Annotated in this window: 16 protein-coding genes and 1 pseudogene; 8 read left to right on the top strand and 9 right to left on the bottom strand. The window is 72.7% G+C overall.

The features are described 5' to 3' along the window. Nucleotides 1–5: 5 nt before the first annotated feature. From ACIHAA_RS28620 to ACIHAA_RS28610, 3 genes are all read right to left on the bottom strand, one after another. On the bottom strand, nucleotides 6–1,460 hold the full coding sequence (locus tag ACIHAA_RS28620; RefSeq protein WP_399822158.1) for a hypothetical protein: 1,455 nt from the start codon (nucleotides 1,458–1,460) through the stop codon (nucleotides 6–8). Nucleotides 1,461–1,720: 260 nt separating this feature from the next. After that, the gene (locus tag ACIHAA_RS28615; protein ID WP_399822156.1) at nucleotides 1,721–2,857 is read right to left on the bottom strand and encodes an alpha/beta hydrolase family protein; all 1,137 of its coding nucleotides are present in this window, start codon (nucleotides 2,855–2,857) and stop codon (nucleotides 1,721–1,723) included. 121 nt (nucleotides 2,858–2,978) lie between these two features. Continuing rightward, on the bottom strand, nucleotides 2,979–3,629 hold the full coding sequence (locus ACIHAA_RS28610) for a class II aldolase/adducin family protein (protein WP_399822240.1): 651 nt from the start codon (nucleotides 3,627–3,629) through the stop codon (nucleotides 2,979–2,981). A 478-nt stretch (nucleotides 3,630–4,107) separates the two neighbouring features. Between ACIHAA_RS28610 and ACIHAA_RS28605 the strand changes: the two genes are divergently transcribed. The 3 genes and pseudogenes from ACIHAA_RS28605 to ACIHAA_RS28595 form a co-directional block, all read left to right on the top strand. Beyond that, nucleotides 4,108–5,388, top strand: a complete 1,281-nt coding sequence (locus ACIHAA_RS28605) for an anion permease (RefSeq protein WP_399822154.1) — start codon at nucleotides 4,108–4,110, stop codon at nucleotides 5,386–5,388. A 15-nt stretch (nucleotides 5,389–5,403) separates the two neighbouring features. Next, the gene (locus ACIHAA_RS28600) at nucleotides 5,404–5,616 is read left to right on the top strand and encodes a hypothetical protein (protein WP_399822152.1); all 213 of its coding nucleotides are present in this window, start codon (nucleotides 5,404–5,406) and stop codon (nucleotides 5,614–5,616) included. Between the two features lie 349 nt (nucleotides 5,617–5,965). Next, nucleotides 5,966–6,733: pseudogene (locus ACIHAA_RS28595) on the top strand (sirohydrochlorin chelatase); the annotation flags it as partial. A gap of 287 nt (nucleotides 6,734–7,020) precedes the next feature. On the opposite strand, the gene ACIHAA_RS28590 reads toward ACIHAA_RS28595, so the two are convergent. The 5 genes from ACIHAA_RS28590 to ACIHAA_RS28570 all read right to left on the bottom strand — a co-directional run bounded on the left by ACIHAA_RS28590 (nucleotide 7,021) and on the right by ACIHAA_RS28570 (nucleotide 11,856). Further along, the gene (locus tag ACIHAA_RS28590; RefSeq protein ID WP_399822150.1) at nucleotides 7,021–7,992 is read right to left on the bottom strand and encodes an SCO1860 family LAETG-anchored protein; all 972 of its coding nucleotides are present in this window, start codon (nucleotides 7,990–7,992) and stop codon (nucleotides 7,021–7,023) included. Between the two features lie 210 nt (nucleotides 7,993–8,202). Continuing rightward, nucleotides 8,203–9,294: an amidohydrolase family protein gene (locus tag ACIHAA_RS28585; RefSeq protein ID WP_399822148.1), complete on the bottom strand. Its 1,092-nt coding sequence runs from the start codon at nucleotides 9,292–9,294 to the stop codon at nucleotides 8,203–8,205. Nucleotides 9,295–9,365: 71 nt separating this feature from the next. Beyond that, entirely contained in the window at nucleotides 9,366–10,169 is an 804-nt protein-coding gene (locus ACIHAA_RS28580) for an amino acid ABC transporter ATP-binding protein (protein WP_399822146.1), read from the bottom strand. Further along, entirely contained in the window at nucleotides 10,166–11,008 is an 843-nt protein-coding gene (locus ACIHAA_RS28575) for an amino acid ABC transporter permease (protein ID WP_399822145.1), read from the bottom strand. Before ACIHAA_RS28575 ends, ACIHAA_RS28580 begins: the two co-directional genes overlap by 4 nt. Then, complete coding sequence (locus ACIHAA_RS28570) at nucleotides 11,005–11,856, bottom strand: transporter substrate-binding domain-containing protein (protein WP_399822143.1); 852 nt, start codon at nucleotides 11,854–11,856, stop codon at nucleotides 11,005–11,007. The genes ACIHAA_RS28575 and ACIHAA_RS28570 overlap by 4 nt, the downstream gene beginning before the upstream one ends. A 315-nt stretch (nucleotides 11,857–12,171) precedes the next feature. Between ACIHAA_RS28570 and ACIHAA_RS28565 the strand changes: the two genes are divergently transcribed. From ACIHAA_RS28565 to thpD, 5 genes are all read left to right on the top strand, one after another. Beyond that, entirely contained in the window at nucleotides 12,172–13,278 is a 1,107-nt protein-coding gene (locus tag ACIHAA_RS28565) for a pyridoxal-phosphate-dependent aminotransferase family protein (protein WP_399822141.1), read from the top strand. Between the two features lie 491 nt (nucleotides 13,279–13,769). Then, nucleotides 13,770–14,312 (top strand): diaminobutyrate acetyltransferase, encoded by a 543-nt coding sequence (gene ectA, locus ACIHAA_RS28560; protein WP_399822139.1) that lies wholly within the window; start codon nucleotides 13,770–13,772, stop codon nucleotides 14,310–14,312. A gap of 73 nt (nucleotides 14,313–14,385) precedes the next feature. Then, nucleotides 14,386–15,657, top strand: coding sequence for a diaminobutyrate--2-oxoglutarate transaminase (gene ectB / locus ACIHAA_RS28555; RefSeq protein WP_399822138.1), 1,272 nt, complete (start codon nucleotides 14,386–14,388; stop codon nucleotides 15,655–15,657). 50 nt (nucleotides 15,658–15,707) lie between these two features. Then, nucleotides 15,708–16,106 (top strand): ectoine synthase, encoded by a 399-nt coding sequence (locus ACIHAA_RS28550; protein ID WP_399822136.1) that lies wholly within the window; start codon nucleotides 15,708–15,710, stop codon nucleotides 16,104–16,106. 1 nt (nucleotide 16,107) lies between these two features. Beyond that, nucleotides 16,108–17,004, top strand: coding sequence for an ectoine hydroxylase (thpD, locus tag ACIHAA_RS28545; protein ID WP_399822134.1), 897 nt, complete (start codon nucleotides 16,108–16,110; stop codon nucleotides 17,002–17,004). A 171-nt stretch (nucleotides 17,005–17,175) separates the two neighbouring features. Here thpD and ACIHAA_RS28540 read toward each other — a convergent pair whose 3' ends face one another. Next, nucleotides 17,176–18,225, bottom strand: a complete 1,050-nt coding sequence (locus tag ACIHAA_RS28540) for an aminotransferase class V-fold PLP-dependent enzyme (RefSeq protein ID WP_399822132.1) — start codon at nucleotides 18,223–18,225, stop codon at nucleotides 17,176–17,178. Nucleotides 18,226–18,239 lie beyond the last annotated feature (14 nt).

Below are 18,239 nucleotides of genomic sequence, written 5' to 3'. Positions count from 1 at the left end.
CGGTCTCAGCTGCCTCCGGTGTGCACCTGGAACGCGGCCCGGCGCAGGGCCTTGGCGAGCGCCGGGTCGGGGTGGGCGGCGGCGAGTGCGACCAGGACCTGCACGGTGCGGGGGTGCCCCACGGCCCGGACCGCTTCGAGGAGCGCGGGCACCGTGGGCTGCACGGCGGACTCCAGATGGCGCACCAGGAGCGGGGCCTCGCCGTGGTCGGCGACGGCGGCCGCGGTGTCGACCCACAGCCAGGTGGCCTCGTCCCGGGTGAGCACCTCATGGGCGTCCTCGGGGTCGGCGCCCTCCTGCTCGGCGAGCCAGATCAGGGCGTAGGGGCGCAGCGCGGTCTCCCCGGCGCCCGCGCGGACCTCGGGCTCGGCGGGCGCCCCGACCACGCGCAGCGCCTCGAAGGCCAGGCCGCGCAGCAGGGCGTCCTCGCCCCGGGCGGCGTCCAGCAGCTCGGTGACGGCGCTGCCGACGGTGCGGGCGGCGAGCCAGGCGCGGTACTCGGCGCGGGCCGCGTTGGGGCGGAGCCCGGCGCAGCCGCGGAGCATGGCCTCCGCGTGCTGCTCGATGTTCCCGGCGGGGCTCTGCGCGGCGACGCAGATCTGCTCCAGCTTGACCCAGACCGCCCAGCTGCCGAGCGGTGTGAGGGTGGCCTGGCCGTCGGCGCAGGTGAGCGCTCCCACCGAGGCGAGCGCCTCCAGGGCCCAGTCGAGCAGCGGGGCGAGCGGGGTGTCCTCGGCGGTGAGGACCGGCGCCCGGACCGTGCCGGGGGCCGCGGGGGTGGCCCGGAGCGGCTCCTCGGCGGCGTGCGGGGCGGCGGGCGGCACGTAGGCGATCTCGCACCGCTCGGTGCGCAGTTCGGTGACCCGCTGGCCGAGCAGGTCGAGCAGCTGGTCGACGGGGACGGGCCCCGCGGACAGCTGGAGGAAGGACAGCACCTGGGGCATGGCCGAGACGACCTCGGCGACGGCGGCGTGCTCGCGGTCGGCGGGCTCGGGGTGGGCCAGGGACCAGGCGTCGAAGAGGGCGACCCAGCCGCGCAGCACCGCGGAGTCGTCGCGGTTCCAGGCGCGCAGCCGCCAGCCGGGGCGGGCGCTGTCGCCGTGCACCTCGACGAGTCCGGCCAGGCGGGCGGTGTCCCAGTCGGCGCGCACCTGAGCGGGGGTCAGGCCGAGGTCGGCGGCGGCCCGTTCGGCGGTCGCCTCGGAGAGGGTGCCCCCGCCGTCGGAGGTCCCGCCGTCGCGGCCCGGCCCGAGACAGGTGTCGGCCCAGCGGGCCACCCGGGCCGCCCCGGCGAGGCGGGCGCGGGCCAGGCGGGCCAGCTCCGCGGGCGGGGGCGTGCCCTCGGGGGGCCGGGGGGCGGGGCGGCGAGAGCGGCCCCGGGCGACCGCTTCGGGGGCGGCGGCCAGTGGCCGCGGGCGGACGAGTCGGAGCCTGGAGTCGCGCGGGGTACGGGACGTCACAGGTGCAGTCTTCCGGTTGACGGTCCGAAAACCCAAACGGAATGTCACGGCGGGCGACAGGGCTGGCCAAGGCACCGGTCGCGGAGAACGGGCTGTGACGACTGCCGGGGGCCCGGGGAAGGCTAAGCGGAAGGAACCGGGGCGGGCCCGGGCGGTACCCCGCGAACGGCCCTCGCGGGGCCGGTGGGCCGCGGTGGGCGGACCTGGCCGTGCGGGGCCCGGGCACGCTCGCGGGCCGGGGGTGACGCGGCGGGGACGGGCTACATCAGCGGGACCAGGAAGCGGCGCAGGGCCTCCTCGTAGGCCGTGGGGTCCGCGTTCCACATGGCACCGTGCGGGGCGCCCCGCACGGTGTGCAGGGTGACCAGGTCCGCGCGGCGCTCCGCGAGACGGCGCGAGGGCCCCCAGGGCGCGACGGTGTCGTCGGGGCCGTGGAGGACGAGGGTGGGCACGGTGAGCCGGTCCGGGTCGACGGGCCCGTGATCGGCGTGGACGCGGTCGCCGTACCGGCCGGTGCGCCCCTGGGCGGCGCGGACGGCCAGCGGCAGCAGCGCGCCGGGGGTGCGGCGGGCCGCGGCGAGGGCGCGCAGGGTGGCTTCCCAGTCCAGCACCGGGGAGTCCAGGACCAGCCCGGAGATCCGCCCGCGCAGCGGGGAGTACACGGCGGTGCGCAGCGCCATGGTGGCGCCGGTGGACCACCCGTGCAGGACGACACGCTCGGCGCCGTGGTGCACGGCGTACCGGATGGCGGCCTCGACGTCCCGCCACTCCGTCTCACCGAGATGGTTCAGGCCGTCCGGGGGGCGCGGCGCCCCGGCGTCGCCGCGGTAGGCGAGGTCGAGCACCGGGAAGCGGTGCCGGTGCAGGAACTCCATGACGTTCATCGGGTGTTCCCGGGTGGCGCCGAGCCCGTGCACGGCGATCACCCAGGTGTCGCGGAAGGCGGGCACGAACCAGGCGGGCAGCGCCCCGAGTTCACCGGGGACCAGGATGTCGCTGTGGTCGAGTCCGAGTGCGGTGCCCGGGTCGCCGATGTGCAGGCCCGGGGTGAGCCAGGCGCGGTCGCCGGGTTCCAGGGTGCCCTGGGTCACCCGCTCCAGGCGGCGTACGACGGTGTCGGGCGCGTGGGGCGCGGAGTCGAGCACCGGGCCGACGACGGCGTGCGAGCCGTCGCCGGAGAGTCCGTAGACGCCGGGCCGCAGGGAGGCGAGGGCGCGGGTCAGGGTGATCCGTCCGGCCGCCGTGGAGTGCACGGTGAGGCGGGGTTCGGTGGGCAGCGGGCGGCCCGAGGGCGCCTTGAGCGCGGCGTTGCTGGCGAAGCGGCCGGCCGCGATACCGGCCGCGCCCGCGGCGATGGCTACGGTGGCGGCCGCGGCCGCCGCTCTCACAGTGCGCACTTGTCCAGTCTCCCGTCGCAGGTCGCCCCCGGCCAGCCGGAGGACCGCGCGGACGCCGTGCCGGGCGCACCGTGGCGCGGTTCCCCCGACCCTGTCCCGGCCGCCGTCCTCCGCGGTGCCGCTACTGCTGCCCGTACCCCCGCAGTCGCTCCTCAGCCTCCGCGAGCTGGGCGCGGCTGAGGAGGGTCGGGGTGAGGCCGGGCATCGACGACGCCGTCAGCCACACCCGGCACATCCACTCCAGCTGCGCGGTGCGGTCGTACGCCTGGGCGAGCGTGGCTCCATGGGCGACCGTGCCGTGGTTCTGGAGGAGGCAGGCGGTGCGGTCGGCCAGGGCGGCGAGCATGTTCCGGGCCAACTCCTCCGTGCCGTAGGTCGCGTAGGGGGCCACCCGGACGGCACCGCCGAGCGCGCCCGCCATGTAGTGGATCGGCGGCAGCTCCGGTACGAGGGTGGAGACGGCCGTGGCGTGGACCGCGTGCGTGTGGACGACGGCCCGCGCCCCGGTCGCACGGTAGACGGCGAGGTGCATCGGCAGCTCGCTGGTCGGCCGCAGGGAGCCCAGCACCTGGCGGCCGTCGAGGCCCACCCCTACGGCGTCGTCGGGCGTCAGCCGGTCGTAGGGCACCCCCGTGGGGGTGACCAGCACGGTGTCGCCGACGCGTACGGAGACATTGCCTGAGGTGCCGACGACCAGTCCGTCGGCCACCGTCCGGCGAGCCGTCGCGACCAGCTCACCCCAGGCCCGCGCCAGCGCATCCGACGCGTCCATCGCGCCCACCGCGTCCAGTGCGCCCGTTTCACCCTTTTCTGCCGATATGCCTGATCTGCTCTCGTGCGCGCCCCGGGTCCCGTATCGCTGCTCCGTCATGCCGCGATCGTCCCAGCCGGATCCCGGCCCGTCAGCGACCGGCCACCTTCGCCGGATCGCCTGCCCCTTATGGGCGATTTGCCGCTTATACTCATCCTCAACACCCCTTCCAAGGACGGCAGTCCGCCGAGTGACCAATGTCTCTTCGGCCGCCCCCGGGTTGGGTCCGAGAGGCCCCCGGAGACCCGGCCGGGAGGGCACCGAGGCCCGCGAAGGCCGAATTTCCGGCTTCGTTCACAACCGGGCCAGATGTCACACTCCCCAAGCGGAGGCAGCGACCTCCGTTTGATAAACCTTCAGGTGGGTCGCAGTTCACCTTCCGTTCATTCAGGTTTCCTACGGTCCACCAGCCACTGACCTCCCACAGAAGCCTGGGTAAATGGAACACATCACGCTCCTCCTCGGAATCGTGATCGTCACCGCTCTCGTGTTCGATTTCACGAACGGTTTCCACGACACTGCCAACGCGATGGCGACCACCATCTCGACCGGCGCCCTGAGGCCCAAGACGGCGGTGGCGATGTCCGCCACGCTGAACCTCGTCGGCGCCTTCCTCTCCGTCGAGGTCGCCAAGACCATTTCCGGCGGCATCATCAACGAGCAGGGCATACGCGTCGAAGTGATCTTCGCGGCCCTGGTGGGCGCCATCCTCTGGAACCTGCTGACCTGGCTTCTCGGTCTGCCGTCCAGCTCCTCCCACGCGCTCTTCGGAGGTCTGATCGGTGCCGCCGTCTCCTCGGCGGGCTGGTCCGCGGTCAACGGTTCGACGGTCGTGACCAAGGTCCTGATCCCCGCGGTCGCCGCCCCGATCGTGGCGGGCCTGGCCTCGATGCTGGCGACGCGCCTGTCGTTCGCCATCGGGAGCCGCGCCGGCGAGAAGGCGACCGCCAAGGGCTACCGCGCCGGGTCGATCGCCTCGGCCGGTCTGGTCTCCCTGGCGCACGGCACCAACGACGCCCAGAAGACGATGGGCATCATCACCCTGGCGCTGGTCACCGGCGGTGTGATCGCCCCCGGCTCGAACCCTCCCGTCTGGGTCATCGTCTCCGCCGGACTGGCCATCGCGCTCGGCACCTACCTGGGCGGCTGGCGCATCATCCGCACCCTGGGCAAGGGCCTGACCGACCTGGCGCCGCAGCAGGGCTTCGCCGCCCAGACCAGCGCGGCGACCGCGATCCTCGCCTCCTCGCACATCGGCTTCTCGCTCTCCACCACCCAGGTCTGCTCCGGTGCCGTCATGGGCGCGGGCCTCGGCCGCAAGGGCGGTGTGGTCCGCTGGTCCACCGCGACCCGGATGCTGGTCGCCTGGGTCATGACGCTCCCGGCCGCCGGTCTGGTCGGCGCGGGCGCCGAGTTCCTCACCAAGCAGGGCACCTGGGGCACGGTCACCACCGGTGTGCTGCTGGTCGCGGGCGCCGGTGTCATCTGGTTCCTGTCCCGCCGCACCCCCGTCACGGTCGACAACGTCAACGATGTCGAGGAGCCCGTCGGCGTCGTCACGGCGGCCATCGCCGCGGTGTCTCCGCCGCCGCCCGCCGCCCAGCTCGCGGCACTTGAGGAGTCGGCCGAGGCGGCCGCCGGTCCCACCGCCCCGAAGGTGACCATCCCGGCCCAGTCCACCGGCTCCTCCGCGAAGCCGGCCCCCTCCGCGACGGTTTAAGGAAGCGCACCCCTCATGAAGATCGACTGGGCAGCACTCGGCTCCGTCTTCGGCGTCAGCCTCGTGATCACCGTGGCCCTGGTGAGCCTGTTCACCCTGGGCGTGGTGGGCCTCACCAAGAAGGAGTCCCCCAAGGGCGGCGGCACCCTCGCGGCCACCGGCGCCTACGCCTGCTTCGCGGCGTGCGCGGCGGCGGTGGCGTACGGGATCTATCTGATCGTCGCCTGACCCGCACCGCACCGTCGCCCCTCCGGGCCCCGGCCGAGCCCCGCAGTGATCCACTGCGGGGCTCGGCCCTGTTGTGGCGCGGGGTGGTGTGGCGCGGGGTGGTGTGACCGTGGTGTGTGGTGACCGTGGTGTGTGGTGACCGTGCGGAATGTGTCCCGGCCTTGGCGGGCCGGGGCAGGGGGCACCCCTGACCGCGGTCGCCCCGGCCGCGGCCGACATGATGACCGGGGTGACCGCGGCCGGTTCCGACGAACCGTGGGATCACCGCGCGCACGGTGACACCGTGCGGCCGCCGTCGGCACGAGGAGCCCGGCTCCTCGCCGCAGCCCCCCACTTCGGAGGAGACCCTGTGACCACCCCGCCGCCCGCCCTGCTCGTCACCGGCCACGGAACCCCGGACGAGGCGACGGCCGAGGCGTTCCGCGACGTCGTGGGCGAACTGGGGCGCCGGTGTCCCGAACTGCCCGTCGCGGGCGGCTTCCTGGACCTGGCGGCGCCGTCGCTCGGTGCGGCGGTGGACGGGCTGGTACGGCAGGGAGTGAGCCGGATCATCGCCGTGCCGCTGCTGCTGGTGTCCACCGGGCGCACCGAGGAGGACCTCGCGGCGGCGCTGGCCCGGGAGACGGAGCGGCACCCGGAGGTCTCGTACCACTGCGGCCGTCCGCCCGGCCCGCACCCGGCGCTGCTGTCGGTGCTGGAGCGGCGGCTCGACGAGGCGCTGGGCGGCCCGGCACGGGCGCCCGGGGACCGGGCGGGGGTGACGGTGCTGCTGGTGGGCCGGGGCTCCGCCGACCCCGAGGCCAACGCCGAGGTGCACCGGGCGGCGCGGCTGCTGTGGGAGGGGCGCGGCTACGCGGGTGTGGAGACGGCGTTCCTGTCGCCCGCGGCACCCGACGTGCCGAGCGGCCTCGACCGTTGTGCCCGGCTGGGCGCGCGGCGGATCGTGGTGCTGCCGTACGTCCTCTTTGGGGGCACCCTGCCGGAGCGGGTGCGACAGCAGGCCGAGGGCTGGGCGGAGGCGCACTCCGAGGTCGAGGTGCGCCCGGCGGACGTGATCGGCCCGGAGCCGGAACTGCTCACCGCGATCGGCGAGCGCTACGCGGAGGCCGTGCGGGGGATCCGCGGCTGAACCGGCGGATCCCCCACGGTCGGCCGCACGCTCCCCGACGGCCAACGGCCCCCGCCCCAGCCACTCCCCCGCCCGTCGAACCGGTCCGGTCGGCCGCGCACTCCCTGACGGCCAACGGCCCCCGCCCCGGCCAATCCCCCCCCGTCGGACCGGTCCGGCCCGCCGCACGCTCCCCGACGACGACGGCCCCCGCCCCAGCCACTCCCCCGCCCGTAGGACCGGTCCGGTCGGCCGGAGCGGGGGTCGGCTGCTGCGGCGGCCGACCCCCGCCGAGGTCAGCCGCGGCGGCAGCGTGCCACGCCCACTGCCCCGCCGCCGGCCACCAGCAGCGCCACGGCCCCGCCGACCACGTACGGCGTCATCGCGCTGCCGCCGGTCTCGGCGAGGTTGGCCTTCTTCGCGGGGGCGCCCTGCGGCTTCAGGTCCTCGGCGGGATGGGCGGCGGCGGAGACGCTGGGGGCGGCCGGTGCGGCGCCGCCCGCGGTGGGCGTGGGGGTGGCGGACGTGCCGCCCGAAGCAGCCGGAGCCCCCGGGGCCTCGCAGGAGACGCCGCCCAGTGTCAGGGACCCCTTCACCTCGGCCACGTTCAGCTTGAGCGGGTTCACGCTCACCGTGAGGCGCAGCGCCGCGGCCGCGGCGGTGCGGGCGGTCGTCCGGGTCGGCGAGATCTCCAGCTTCACGTCCCCGACGCCCGGCACCTTCACCTCCGCGGGGCCGCCCGCGGTCACCCGCACCCTTCTGCCGAGCACCTTCACCGAGCCCAGCAGATTCGCCTCGGCGACCGGCTTCTTCCCGGCCTCGCACAGGGCCTTGGAGGTGACGCCGTCGACCTCGATCAGGGACAGCAGGGGCAGGCCGGGCAGATGGATCCGGGCGTGGGCGAGGCGGGTCGTGCCCTCCGCCCGGTCCGCGGTGACGGTCGCGCGTGCCGAGGCGACGTCCGCGGCCAGGACGGTGAACGGCTGGCCGCCGTCGACGCCGTCGAGGCGGGCCGACAGCGCGGTGCGGTCGGCGCTGCCGGGCGCCTCGACGGCGTTGAGGGAGACGCTGAGCGGGACGTTCAGCGTCTTGTTGAGCAGCGATACATCGAGTCCGGTGCGCAGCACGGCGGCGCTCGCCCGGCCGTGGTTCCCGGTGGCGGCGGCGGAACCGGCGTCCGCGAGCACAAGAGGACCGGCGGCCAGGGCGGTGGTCAGTGCGGCGGTGGCCAGACGGCGGGCGGGCAGGCGGAAAGTGGTGCCGTTCACGGGTGGGACCCCCAGGTAGGACAGGCTTGGGACCCGGAAAGAATCGCGGCACCGATGGCACACCGTCAGCGATACGGCATGACTTCACCCCATCGTGGATGTTTAGCGCACTCTTTCGAAACTGACGGCACGCCTGTTCCCGTAGGCCTCCCCGGCATCCCCCACACCGGGGGCGCATCGGGAGCGCGTACGGCGGTGGCGCCCGGCCGGCTACCCGACGACCCGCCCGTTCAGCACCACGCGCCGCGGCGCGGCCAGGGCCCGGACGTCCGCCCGGGGATCCGTGTCGTAGACCACCAGGTCGGCGGGTGCGCCCTCCTCCAGGCCGGGGCGGCCGAGCCAGCGCCGGGCGCCCCAGGTGGTGGCGGACAGGGCCGCGAGCGGCGGGATGCCCGCGGTGACCAGCTCGGCCACCTCCGCGGCCACCAGCCCGTGCGCCAGCGAACCGCCCGCGTCGGTGCCGACGAAGACGGGGATCCCGGCGTCGTAGGCGGAGCGCACGGTGTCGTAGCGCCGCTCGTGCAGTCGTCGCATATGGTCCGACCAGCGCGGGAACTTGGCCTCCCCGCCCCGGGCGAGCCGCGGGAAGGTCGCGATGTTCACCAGGGTCGGGACGATCGCGACGCCCCGCTCGGCGAACAGCGGGATCGTCTCCTCGGTGAGGCCCGTGGCGTGCTCGACGCAGTCGATGCCCGCCTCGACGAGGTCGCGCAGCGAGTCCTCCGCGAAGCAGTGGGCGGTGACCCGTGCGCCGAGGCGGTGCGCCTCCTCGATCGCCGCCCGCACCGCCCCGCGCGGCCAGCACGCGGTCAGGTCCCCGGCCTCCCGGTCGATCCAGTCGCCCACGAGTTTGACCCAGCCGTCGCCGCGCCGCGCCTCCTGGGCCACATACGCGACCAGGTCCTCGGGCTCGATCTCCCAGGCGTAGTTGCGGATGTAGCGGCGGCTGCGCGCGATATGGCGCCCTGCCCGGATGATCCTCGGCAGGTCCTCCCGGTCGTCGATCCAGCGGGTGTCCGACGGGGAGCCCGCGTCGCGGATCAGCAGGGTGCCCGCGTCGCGGTCGGTCAGCGCCTGCTTCTCGGCGACGTCCGCCGCCACCGGTCCGTGCGCGTCCAGCCCGACATGGCAGTGCGCGTCGACGAGACCGGGCAGCACCCAGCCCTCGACGGTACGGACGTCCCGGGCACCGGAGGGCCGGTCGTAGGAGATCCGGCCGTCGACCGCCCACAGCTCGTCCCGGACCTCCTCCGGCCCGACGAGCACCCTCCCCTTCACGTGCAGCACCGTGTGATCGCTCATGCAGGGCACCCTAGGGCCTCTCGTTCGGATCGTGCCGGGCCGATCCGGGCCGATCCGACGAACGAAAGACCCTAGTGCTCCCGCGGCACACTCCCGCCGGTCCGTTCGGACTCCTCCTCCACCTCGGCCATCGCCGGGTCGAGGAGCCGGGACAGGAAGTGCCGGGTGCGCTCGTGGCGGGGGTTGCCGATGACCTGGTCGGGGGTGCCGTCCTCGACGACCACACCGCCGTCCATGAAGACGACCCGGTCCGCGACCTCCCGGGCGAAGGTCATCTCATGGGTGACGACCATCATCGTCATGCCCTCGTCGGCGAGCATCCGCATCACCGCGAGCACATCGCCGACCAGCTCGGGGTCGAGCGCGGAGGTCGGCTCGTCGAAGAGCATCACCTCGGGGCCCATGGCGAGCGCGCGGGCGATCGCCACCCGCTGCTGCTGGCCGCCGGAGAGGGAGGACGGATAGGCGTCCGCCTTCTCGGCGAGGCCCACGCGCCGCAGGTTCTCGGCGGCGGTGCGCGCGGCCCCCGCCTTGTCCCGCCCGAGGACACGGCGCTGCGGCAGGGTGAGGTTCTCGGTCACCGTGAGGTGCGGGAACAGGTTGAACTGCTGGAACACCATGCCGATACGGCGGCGGGCGGCGTCGATGTCCACATCGGGGTCGGTCAGCTCGGTGCCGCCGACGAAGACCTGGCCCCGGCTGGGCTCCTCCAGGAGGTTCACACAGCGCAGCAGCGTGGACTTGCCGGAGCCCGAGGGGCCGATGACGCAGACCACCTCGCCCCGGCCGACCTCCAGGTCGATACCGCGCAGCACCGCGTTGTCGCCGAAGGACTTGTGCAGGTCCTGGATCCGGATCTCTGGGACAGGGCTCACTTGACGGCCTCCTGTGCCTTGGCCTCCATACGGCGGACGACCAGGCCGAGCGGGATCGTGACCAGCAGGTAGCACAGACCGGCGACCAGGATCGGGGTGGAGTTGGCGGTCTGGCTGGCCAGGTCGCGGCCGAACTTGGACAGTTCGCGCTCCTCCAGGGTGACGCCCAGGAACAGCACCAGCGAGGAGTCCTTGAAGAGCAGGACCAGTTCGTTGGTGAGCGGCGGGAGGATGATCCGGAACGCCTGCGGGACGATGATCGAGACCATGGCCCGGGCGGGCGAGAAGCCCAGCGAGCGCGCGGCCTCCAACTGCCCCTTGGGCACGGCCTGGATGCCCGCGCGGATGGTCTCCGCCATATAGGCGGCGGACACCAGGCCGAGCGCGAGGGCGACCTTGCCGTAGGTGCCGCCGATGATCTCCGTGCCGGGGAAGGCCAGCGGCACGGCGACCCCGACGAAGATGAAGATCAGCAGGGCGGGCAGGCCGCGGAAGATCTCGATGTAGACACCGGCGACCCAACGGTAGGGGCCGACGGGCGACAGCCGCATCAGCGCGACGACCATGCCCAGCACCAGGCCGACGACGAAGCCGGACAGGGTGTAGAGGACGGTGTTCCGCAGCGCCAGCGTGATGACGTCGGGGAACATCTGCCGGGCGATGTCCGCCTGGGCGAACTGGTTCTTCAGCCGCCCCCAGTCCGCCGAGACCGCGAGCGCGATCACGGCGGCGGCGAAGACGGCGTACTGCGCGCCGCGGGAGATCATGCGCCGACGGCGGCGGCTGAGGCCCTTGCGGCGCGAGGCGGCGGATCCGGTCGTGTCCGTGGAATCGGTCATGAGGCCGTGTGCGTGGGGACGGACGGCTTGTACGGGCCGATCCACTGCTCGTACAGCTTCTGGTAGGTGCCGTCGGCCTTGGCGTCGGCGATCGCCTTGTTGACGGCGGCGAGGAGCTTCGTGTTGCCCTTCTTCACCGTGAAGCCGTACTGCTCACCGGTGGTGAGGTTGCCGACCAGCTTGAAGGCGCCCGCGGTGGCCTTGTCCTTGAGCCAGCCCTGGGCCACCGGGTAGTCGATGACGACGCCCTGCACCTGGCCGGTGCGCAGTCCGTTGAGGACGGCGTCGGAGGACTCGAAGGAGATCGGGTCGAAGCCCTGCTTCTTGGCGTAGTCCTCGCCGGTGGTCTGGGCCTGCGTGCCGAGCTTCTTGCCCTTGGCCTTGAGGTCGGCGAGCGAGCCGATGCCGCTCTTGCTGTCGACCAGGACCGCCTGGGTGGCGTCGAAGTACGGGTCGGAGAAGTCGACGTTCTTCTTGCGCTCGGGGGTGATGGTCATGCCCGCCGCGGCCAGGTCGCACTGGCCGGAGTTGAGGAACGCGCCGGTCTTGAAGTTCTCGAACGGCGTGTCGACGATCTGCTGCTTCACCCCGAGGTTCTTGGCGACCAGGTCGACCAGCGCCACGTCGAAGCCCTGCACCTTGCCGTGGATCTCCGACTGGAAGGGCGGGTACGGCAGGTGGGTGCAGGTGGTGAGGCTACCCGCCTTGACCAGGTCGACCCCGCCGACGGCCGACTTTCCGGGGCTGCCGCCGCTGCCGGTCGAGGTGCAGCCGGCCACGAGCACGGCACCCGCCGTCGCGGCGACGGCGGTCAGGATGCGGGCCCGGCGCCCGGGGAGCGTCTTCACGGGGGACCTCTCTGTGGGGGTGTGGGGGGATCTGCGGGTTCTGATTATAAGGAAGAGTTTGAGTCTCTCAAATTATTCCGAGGGCTTCAGGGTCACCCCGCCTAAGAACCAACCGGTCGAAAGGGCGAAACACCCGGCGGATACCCTCGTCCTCGATCACTGCGCGGGCCCTCGCGTGAGCCTCCTCACCACCGGCCCGCACGAGCCGCGCGGTCCTCCTCGTTCCACCCGCACCCGTCCGCGATCCACCCGCGTTCCACCCGCACCCGTCCGTGAACCATCCGCGATCCACCCGCCACCGGAGAGAGCACCGCCGTGACGCACCCCTTCCTGGACCTCCCGCCGCTGAGCGCCGCCCGTTTCGCCTCGATCGAGGACCGGGTGGCGCGGCTCATGTCCACCGAGCAGGACGTCGTGATCATGCAGGGCGAGGCGCTGCTGCCCCTGGAGGGCGCGATCCGCGGGTGCGCCGGGCCCGGCACCACGGCGCTGAACGTGATCACCGGCCCCTACGGGCAGACCTTCGGCAACTGGCTGCGGGACTGCGGGGCGACCGTCCACGACCTGGCCGTGCCGTTCCACACGGCGGTCACGGCGGAGCAGGTCCGCGAGGCGCTCGCCGCGCACCCCGAGACGGACTTCGTGTCGCTGGTGCACGCGGAGGCGGCGACCGGCAACACCAACCCGGTGACGGAGATCGGCGCGGTGGTGCGGGAGCACGGCGCCCTCTTCTATCTGGACGCCGTCGCCTCCATCGGCGCGGAGCCGGTGCTGCCGGACGCCTGGGGCGTGGACCTGTGCGTGATCGGGGCGCAGAAGGCCATGGGCGGCCCCGCGGGGGTCTCCGCGGTGTCGGTCAGCGAGCGGGCCTGGGCCCGGATGGCGGCGAACCCCGGGGCGCCGCGCCGCTCGTATCTGTCGCTCCTGGACTGGAAGGAGCGCTGGATCGACGGCGGCCGTACGACGCTGCTGCACGCCCCGGCGCAGCTGGAGATGCTGGCCCTGGAGGCGTGCGTGGAGCGGATCGAGGCGGCGGGCCTGGACACCGTGATGGCGCGGCACCGGTCGGCCGCGGCGGCCACCCGGGCGGGCGCGTCGGCGCTCGGCGGCGGCCTGGAGCCCTTTGTGACCGAGAGCACGGCGGCGGCACCGGTCGCCACCACGCTGCGGACGCCGTCCGGTGTGATCGCCTCGGAGCTGGTCGCCCGGGCGCTGGCGGCGGAGCCCGCGCTGCCGCTCGCGGCGGGCGGGGGCGCGCTGGCGAAGGAGATGATCCGGGTCAACCACTACGGGCCCGACGCGAGCCGTGAGTCCGTGGCAGCCTGCCTGGCCGCGCTGGCAGCCGCGCTGCGCGCGTCCGGCGTCACAACGGACCCGGAGGCGGCCCACCGGGCGGCCACGGAGGCCTGGCCGGAGAACTGACGGCGGCAGCAGCGCACGGCCGGGGCCGGGGGCATCGCGCAGCGATCCGCCCCCGGCCCTTTTCCATGCCCGTCTTCCCACGTCCTGCCACGCTCGCGCGGGCTTTCCCGTCCCCGGTTCTCATCCCCCCGCGGATGCCCCGGACCCGTGCATCAAACCGCGCTTACCGCTCTTGCATCCGGAATCTTTACGGGTCATTATCGAACGAGCGCGAGGATATATTCCTCCATCCTTCTGCCCGCTATTCCGGGTCCTAAACGCAAAGATTCCGCGAACGTGGGGCGACTCAATTCGAGCACATCTCGTGAAGGTTACATGCATGTGACCGACTCCACAGTGCGCCCATTTTGCACCGGATTTTCCACGCATTTCCGGCGTATCGCCGCCCTGCTCGCATGCCCGCTCGCGCCCGCGCGATAACACATGTGCTGCTCATGCGTAACCCCGTCCGGCGATGCAATTTTCATTTTTGCTGGGTAAGTTCCAACGACATGACCGCCGCACAAGCAGACCTGCAAGCGGAATTCCTGGAAATGCCGGAGGAGCCCCGGATCGACCGTCCGGAGGCAGCGGACGGAGCCGCCCTCTGGCGCATTGCCAGGGACTCCGGAAAGCTCGACCTGAACTCCTCCTACAGCTATCTGCTGTGGTGCCGCGACTTCGCCGGCACCTCGGCCGTGGCGCGCAGTGGACCCGACGGCCGTCCCGTCGGTTTCGTCACCGCCTACCTCCGGCCCGACCGCCCGCGCACCCTGCTGGTGTGGCAGGTGGCCGTCGACGCCGGCCAGCGCGGCCGCGGTCTCGCCGCACGGCTGCTGGACGAGCTGACGGCACGCGTCACGAAGGAGCACGGGGTGACCACCGTCGAGACGACGATCACCCCCGGGAACACCGCCTCCGAGCGCCTCTTCGCCTCGTTCGCGGAGCGCCACGGCGCGGACGTCGAGACGGAGGTCCTGTTCGAGACGGGCCACTTCCCCGACGGACCGCACGACCCCGAGGTGCTCTACCGCATCGGGCCCCTCTCCGTCTGACGACCGCCACCGCCCCGGTCCGCCCACCCGCACTCCCCGGACCACTCCCCCACGCACGAGGAGCGATTTCGCCGTGACCATCACCCAGCCGGACCTCAGCGTCTTCGAGACCCTCGAGTCGGAGGTGCGCAGCTACTGCCGCGGCTGGCCCACCGTCTTCGACCGCGCCCAGGGCAGCCGTATGTACGACGAGGACGGCCATGAGTACCTGGACTTCTTCGCCGGCGCGGGCTCTCTCAACTACGGCCACAACAACCCCGTACTGAAACGGGCGCTGATCGACTACCTGGAGCGGGACGGCGTCACCCACGGACTGGACATGTCCACCGTGGCGAAACGTTCCTTCCTCCAGACGTTCCAGGACCTGGTGCTGCGTCCCCGTGACCTGCCGTACAAGGTCATGTTCCCGGGCCCGACGGGCACCAATGCGGTCGAGTCCGCGCTCAAACTGGCCCGCAAGGTCAAGGGGCGCGAGGCCATCGTGTCCTTCACCAACGCCTTCCACGGGATGTCGCTCGGCTCCCTGGCGGTCACCGGCAACGCCTTCAAGCGGGCCGGCGCCGGGATCCCGCTCGTGCACGGGACGCCCATGCCGTTCGACAACTACCTGGACGGCAAGGTCCCCGACTTCCTGTGGTTCGAACGGCTGCTGGAGGACCAGGGCTCCGGGCTCAACCGGCCCGCCGCAGTGATCGTCGAGTCCGTGCAGGGCGAGGGCGGCATCAACGTCGCCCGGCCCGAGTGGCTGCGGAGCCTGGCCGAGCTGTGCGCCCGCTGGGACATGCTGCTGATCGTCGACGACATCCAGATGGGCTGCGGCCGCACCGGCGCCTTCTTCTCCTTCGAGGAGGCGGGGGTCGTGCCGGACATCGTGACCGTGTCCAAGTCCATCAGCGGCTACGGACTGCCCATGTCGCTCTGCCTGTTCAAGCCCGAGCTGGACGTCTGGGAGCCGGGCGAGCACAACGGCACCTTCCGCGGGAACAACCCCGCGTTCGTCACCGCCACGGCCGCCCTGGAGACCTACTGGGCCGACGGGTCCGCCATGGAGAAGCAGACCCGCACCCGCGGCGAGCAGCTGGAGCAGTGGCTGATCTCGATCACCGAGGAGAACCTCGCCGACATCAAGGAGTACCGCGGCCGCGGCCTGGTGTGGGGCCTGGAGTTCCACGACAAGCAGCGCGCCGGACGGGTCGCCAAGCGCGCCTTCGAACTGGGGCTGCTCGTGGAGACCTCGGGTCCCGAGAGCGAGGTCGTGAAGATGCTGCCCGCCCTGACCATCACCCCGGAGGAGCTGGACGAGGGTCTGAGCATCCTCGCCCGCGCCGTGCGCGAGACCGCCTGAGACCACCTCCGAGTCATCCGAACACCCGCCTGAAGGAGGCATGTTCCACCGTGATCGTCCGTTCGTTCAAGGACATCGAAGGCACCGACCGTCATGTGAAGGCCGCGTCCGGCACCTGGGAGAGCAAACGCATCGTGCTCGCCCGTGAGAAGGTCGGCTTCTCCCTCCACGAGACGATCCTGTACGCGGGCACGGAGACGTCGATGTGGTACGCCAACCACATCGAGGCCGTCGTCTGCGTGGAGGGCGAGGCCGAGCTGACCGACCACGAGACCGGGCTGACCCACACGATCACGCCCGGCACCATGTACCTCCTGGACGGCCATGAGCGGCACACGCTCCTGGTCAAGGAGGACTTCCGCTGCCTCTGCGTCTTCAACCCGCCCGTGACCGGGCGGGAGGACCACGACGAGAACGGCGTCTATCCGCTGCTGACCGAGGAGGTGTGACATGACCACCGCCCCCGCCCGCACCGACCTGTACCCCAGCCGGGGCACCGCGGAGGTGTCCGTCCCCCGTCAGGACCCGGTCGTCTGGGGCGCGCCCGGTACGCCCGGCCCCGTCTCCCTGGCCGACCTCCAGGCCTTTGAGCGCGACGGCTTCCTCGCCGTCGACGAGCTGATCGGCCCGGCCGACGTCGAGGTGTACCGCCGGGAGCTGGAACGGCTGGTGACCGACCCGGAGATCCGCGCCGACGCCCGGTCGATCGTGGAGCCGCAGTCCAAGGAGATCCGGTCCGTCTTCGAGGTCCACAAGATCAGCGAGGTGTTCGCACGGCTGGTCCGTGACGAGCGCGTGGTCGGCCGGGCCCGCCAGATCCTCGGTTCGGACGTCTATGTCCACCAGTCGCGGATCAACGTCAAGCCGGGCTTCGGGGCCAGCGGGTTCTACTGGCACTCCGACTTCGAGACCTGGCACGCCGAGGACGGTCTGCCGAACATGCGGACGGTGTCCGTCTCGATCGCGCTGACCGAGAACCACGACACCAACGGCGGCCTGATGATCATGCCGGGCTCGCACCGGACGTTCCTGGGCTGCGCCGGGGCCACGCCGAAGGACAACTACAAGAAGTCGCTCCAGATGCAGGACGCGGGTACGCCGTCCGACGAGGCGCTGACCCGGATGGCGAGCGAGTACGGCATCAAGCTGTTCACGGGCAAGCCCGGCTCGGCGACCTGGTTCGACTGCAACTGCATGCACGGCTCGGGCGACAACATCACGCCCTACCCGCGCAGCAATGTCTTCATCGTGTTCAACAGCGTGGAGAACACGGCGGTGGAGCCGTTCTCGGCTCCGGTACGCCGCCCCGACTACGTCGGCGCACGGGACTTCACGCCGGTGCGCTGAGCGGACGCCTGGGCCAACCAGGCACGACGGAGCCGCATGCCGGGCCTGTGTGGTGGTGTGGGACTACCCTTCGGGCCGGGCATGCAAGCTCCCGCAACGCAGTGGGACCCGCCATCCTTCCCAGGGTGGCGGGTCCCACTGCGTTGCGGCGGTCACCGGCCCGCCGCGGGGTCATGCGTCCAGGGCGGCCAGCAGGCGGTCGACGTCCTCGGGGGTGTTGTAGAGGTGGAAGGCGGCCCGGAGGTTGCCCGCGCGGTCGGAGGTCTCGATGCCCGCCTCGCTCAACCCGGCCTGGCGGGAGCCGAGTCCGGGCACGGAGACGATCGCCGAGCCCGGGGCGGGGAGCGGCTCATGGCCGAGGCCGCGCAGTCCGGTGCGGAAGCGCTCGGCGAGAGCGAGGTCATGGGCCCGTACGGTGTCCGTGCCGAGTTCCTCCAGGAGTTCGAGGGAGCGGCGGGCACCGGCGTAGGAGAAGAGGGCGGGGCTCTCGTCGAACCGCCGGGCGGAGTGGGCAAGTTCCTCGACGGGGCCGTAGCAGCTGTCCCAGGGGTGCTCGCCCGCGACCCAGCCGGCGAACAGCGGGCTGAGGCCGCCGAGGTCCTCCGGGACGGTCAGGAAGGCCACGCCCCGGGGGCACAGCAGCCATTTGAAGGCGACGGCCGCGACGAAGTCGTAGGCGCTCGCGTCGAGGTCCAGCCAGCCCGCGGCCTGTGAGGCGTCGATATAGGTGCGCGCCCCGTGCGCGAGGGCGGCGGCGCGGATCGCGGGCAGGTCGGCGATCCGGCCGTCCGCCGACTGGGCGGCGCTCACGGCGACCAGCGCCGTGCCGGGCCGCACCGCCTCGGCGATCTGCTCCAGGGGCACGCTGCGCACCTTGAGGTCGCGGCGGACGTGGAAGGGGTTGACCACGGAGCTGAAGTCGCCGTCGGCGGTGAGCACCTCGGCCCCTTCGGGCAGAGCCGCTGCGATCAGTCCGGTGTAGACGGCGACCGAGCCCCCGGCCGCCACCTGGCGGACGGGGACCCGGATGAGCCGGGCGAAGGAGGCGCGGGCGGCCTCGACGTCGGCGAACATGTCGGTCGGCCGCCCGGCGGCCGCCGCCTCCAGCGCGGTGCGCATGGCGTCGACGGTGCGGGCGGGCAGCAGGCCGGTGCTCGCGGTGTTCAGATAGGTGTTCTTCGGGGCGAACTCGGTCCGGACGAGGGTCTCGAGGATCTCCATGGGACCACTCTGCG

The organism is Streptomyces sp. NPDC052040 (assembly GCF_044548405.1).
Classification (GTDB): domain Bacteria; phylum Actinomycetota; class Actinomycetes; order Streptomycetales; family Streptomycetaceae; genus Streptomyces.
The sequence above is the reverse complement of the archived record's forward strand: the minus strand, read 5'-3'. Positions and strand labels throughout refer to the sequence as shown.

What these genes read in the sequence shown, in the direction of transcription:
- ACIHAA_RS28600 (WP_399822152.1), top strand. Translation starts at nt 5,404, where the DNA reads ATGAAGATCGACTGGGCAGCACTCGGCTCCGTCTTCGGCGTCAGCCTC.
- thpD (WP_399822134.1), top strand. Translation starts at nt 16,108, where the DNA reads ATGACCACCGCCCCCGCCCGCACCGACCTGTACCCCAGCCGGGGCACC.
- ACIHAA_RS28575 (WP_399822145.1), bottom strand. Translation starts at nt 11,008, where the DNA reads ATGACCGATTCCACGGACACGACCGGATCCGCCGCCTCGCGCCGCAAG.
- ACIHAA_RS28610 (WP_399822240.1), bottom strand. Translation starts at nt 3,629, where the DNA reads ATGGACGCGTCGGATGCGCTGGCGCGGGCCTGGGGTGAGCTGGTCGCG.
- ACIHAA_RS28540 (WP_399822132.1), bottom strand. Translation starts at nt 18,225, where the DNA reads ATGGAGATCCTCGAGACCCTCGTCCGGACCGAGTTCGCCCCGAAGAAC.
- ACIHAA_RS28585 (WP_399822148.1), bottom strand. Translation starts at nt 9,294, where the DNA reads ATGAGCGATCACACGGTGCTGCACGTGAAGGGGAGGGTGCTCGTCGGG.
- ectA (WP_399822139.1), top strand. Translation starts at nt 13,770, where the DNA reads ATGACCGCCGCACAAGCAGACCTGCAAGCGGAATTCCTGGAAATGCCG.
- ACIHAA_RS28605 (WP_399822154.1), top strand. Translation starts at nt 4,108, where the DNA reads ATGGAACACATCACGCTCCTCCTCGGAATCGTGATCGTCACCGCTCTC.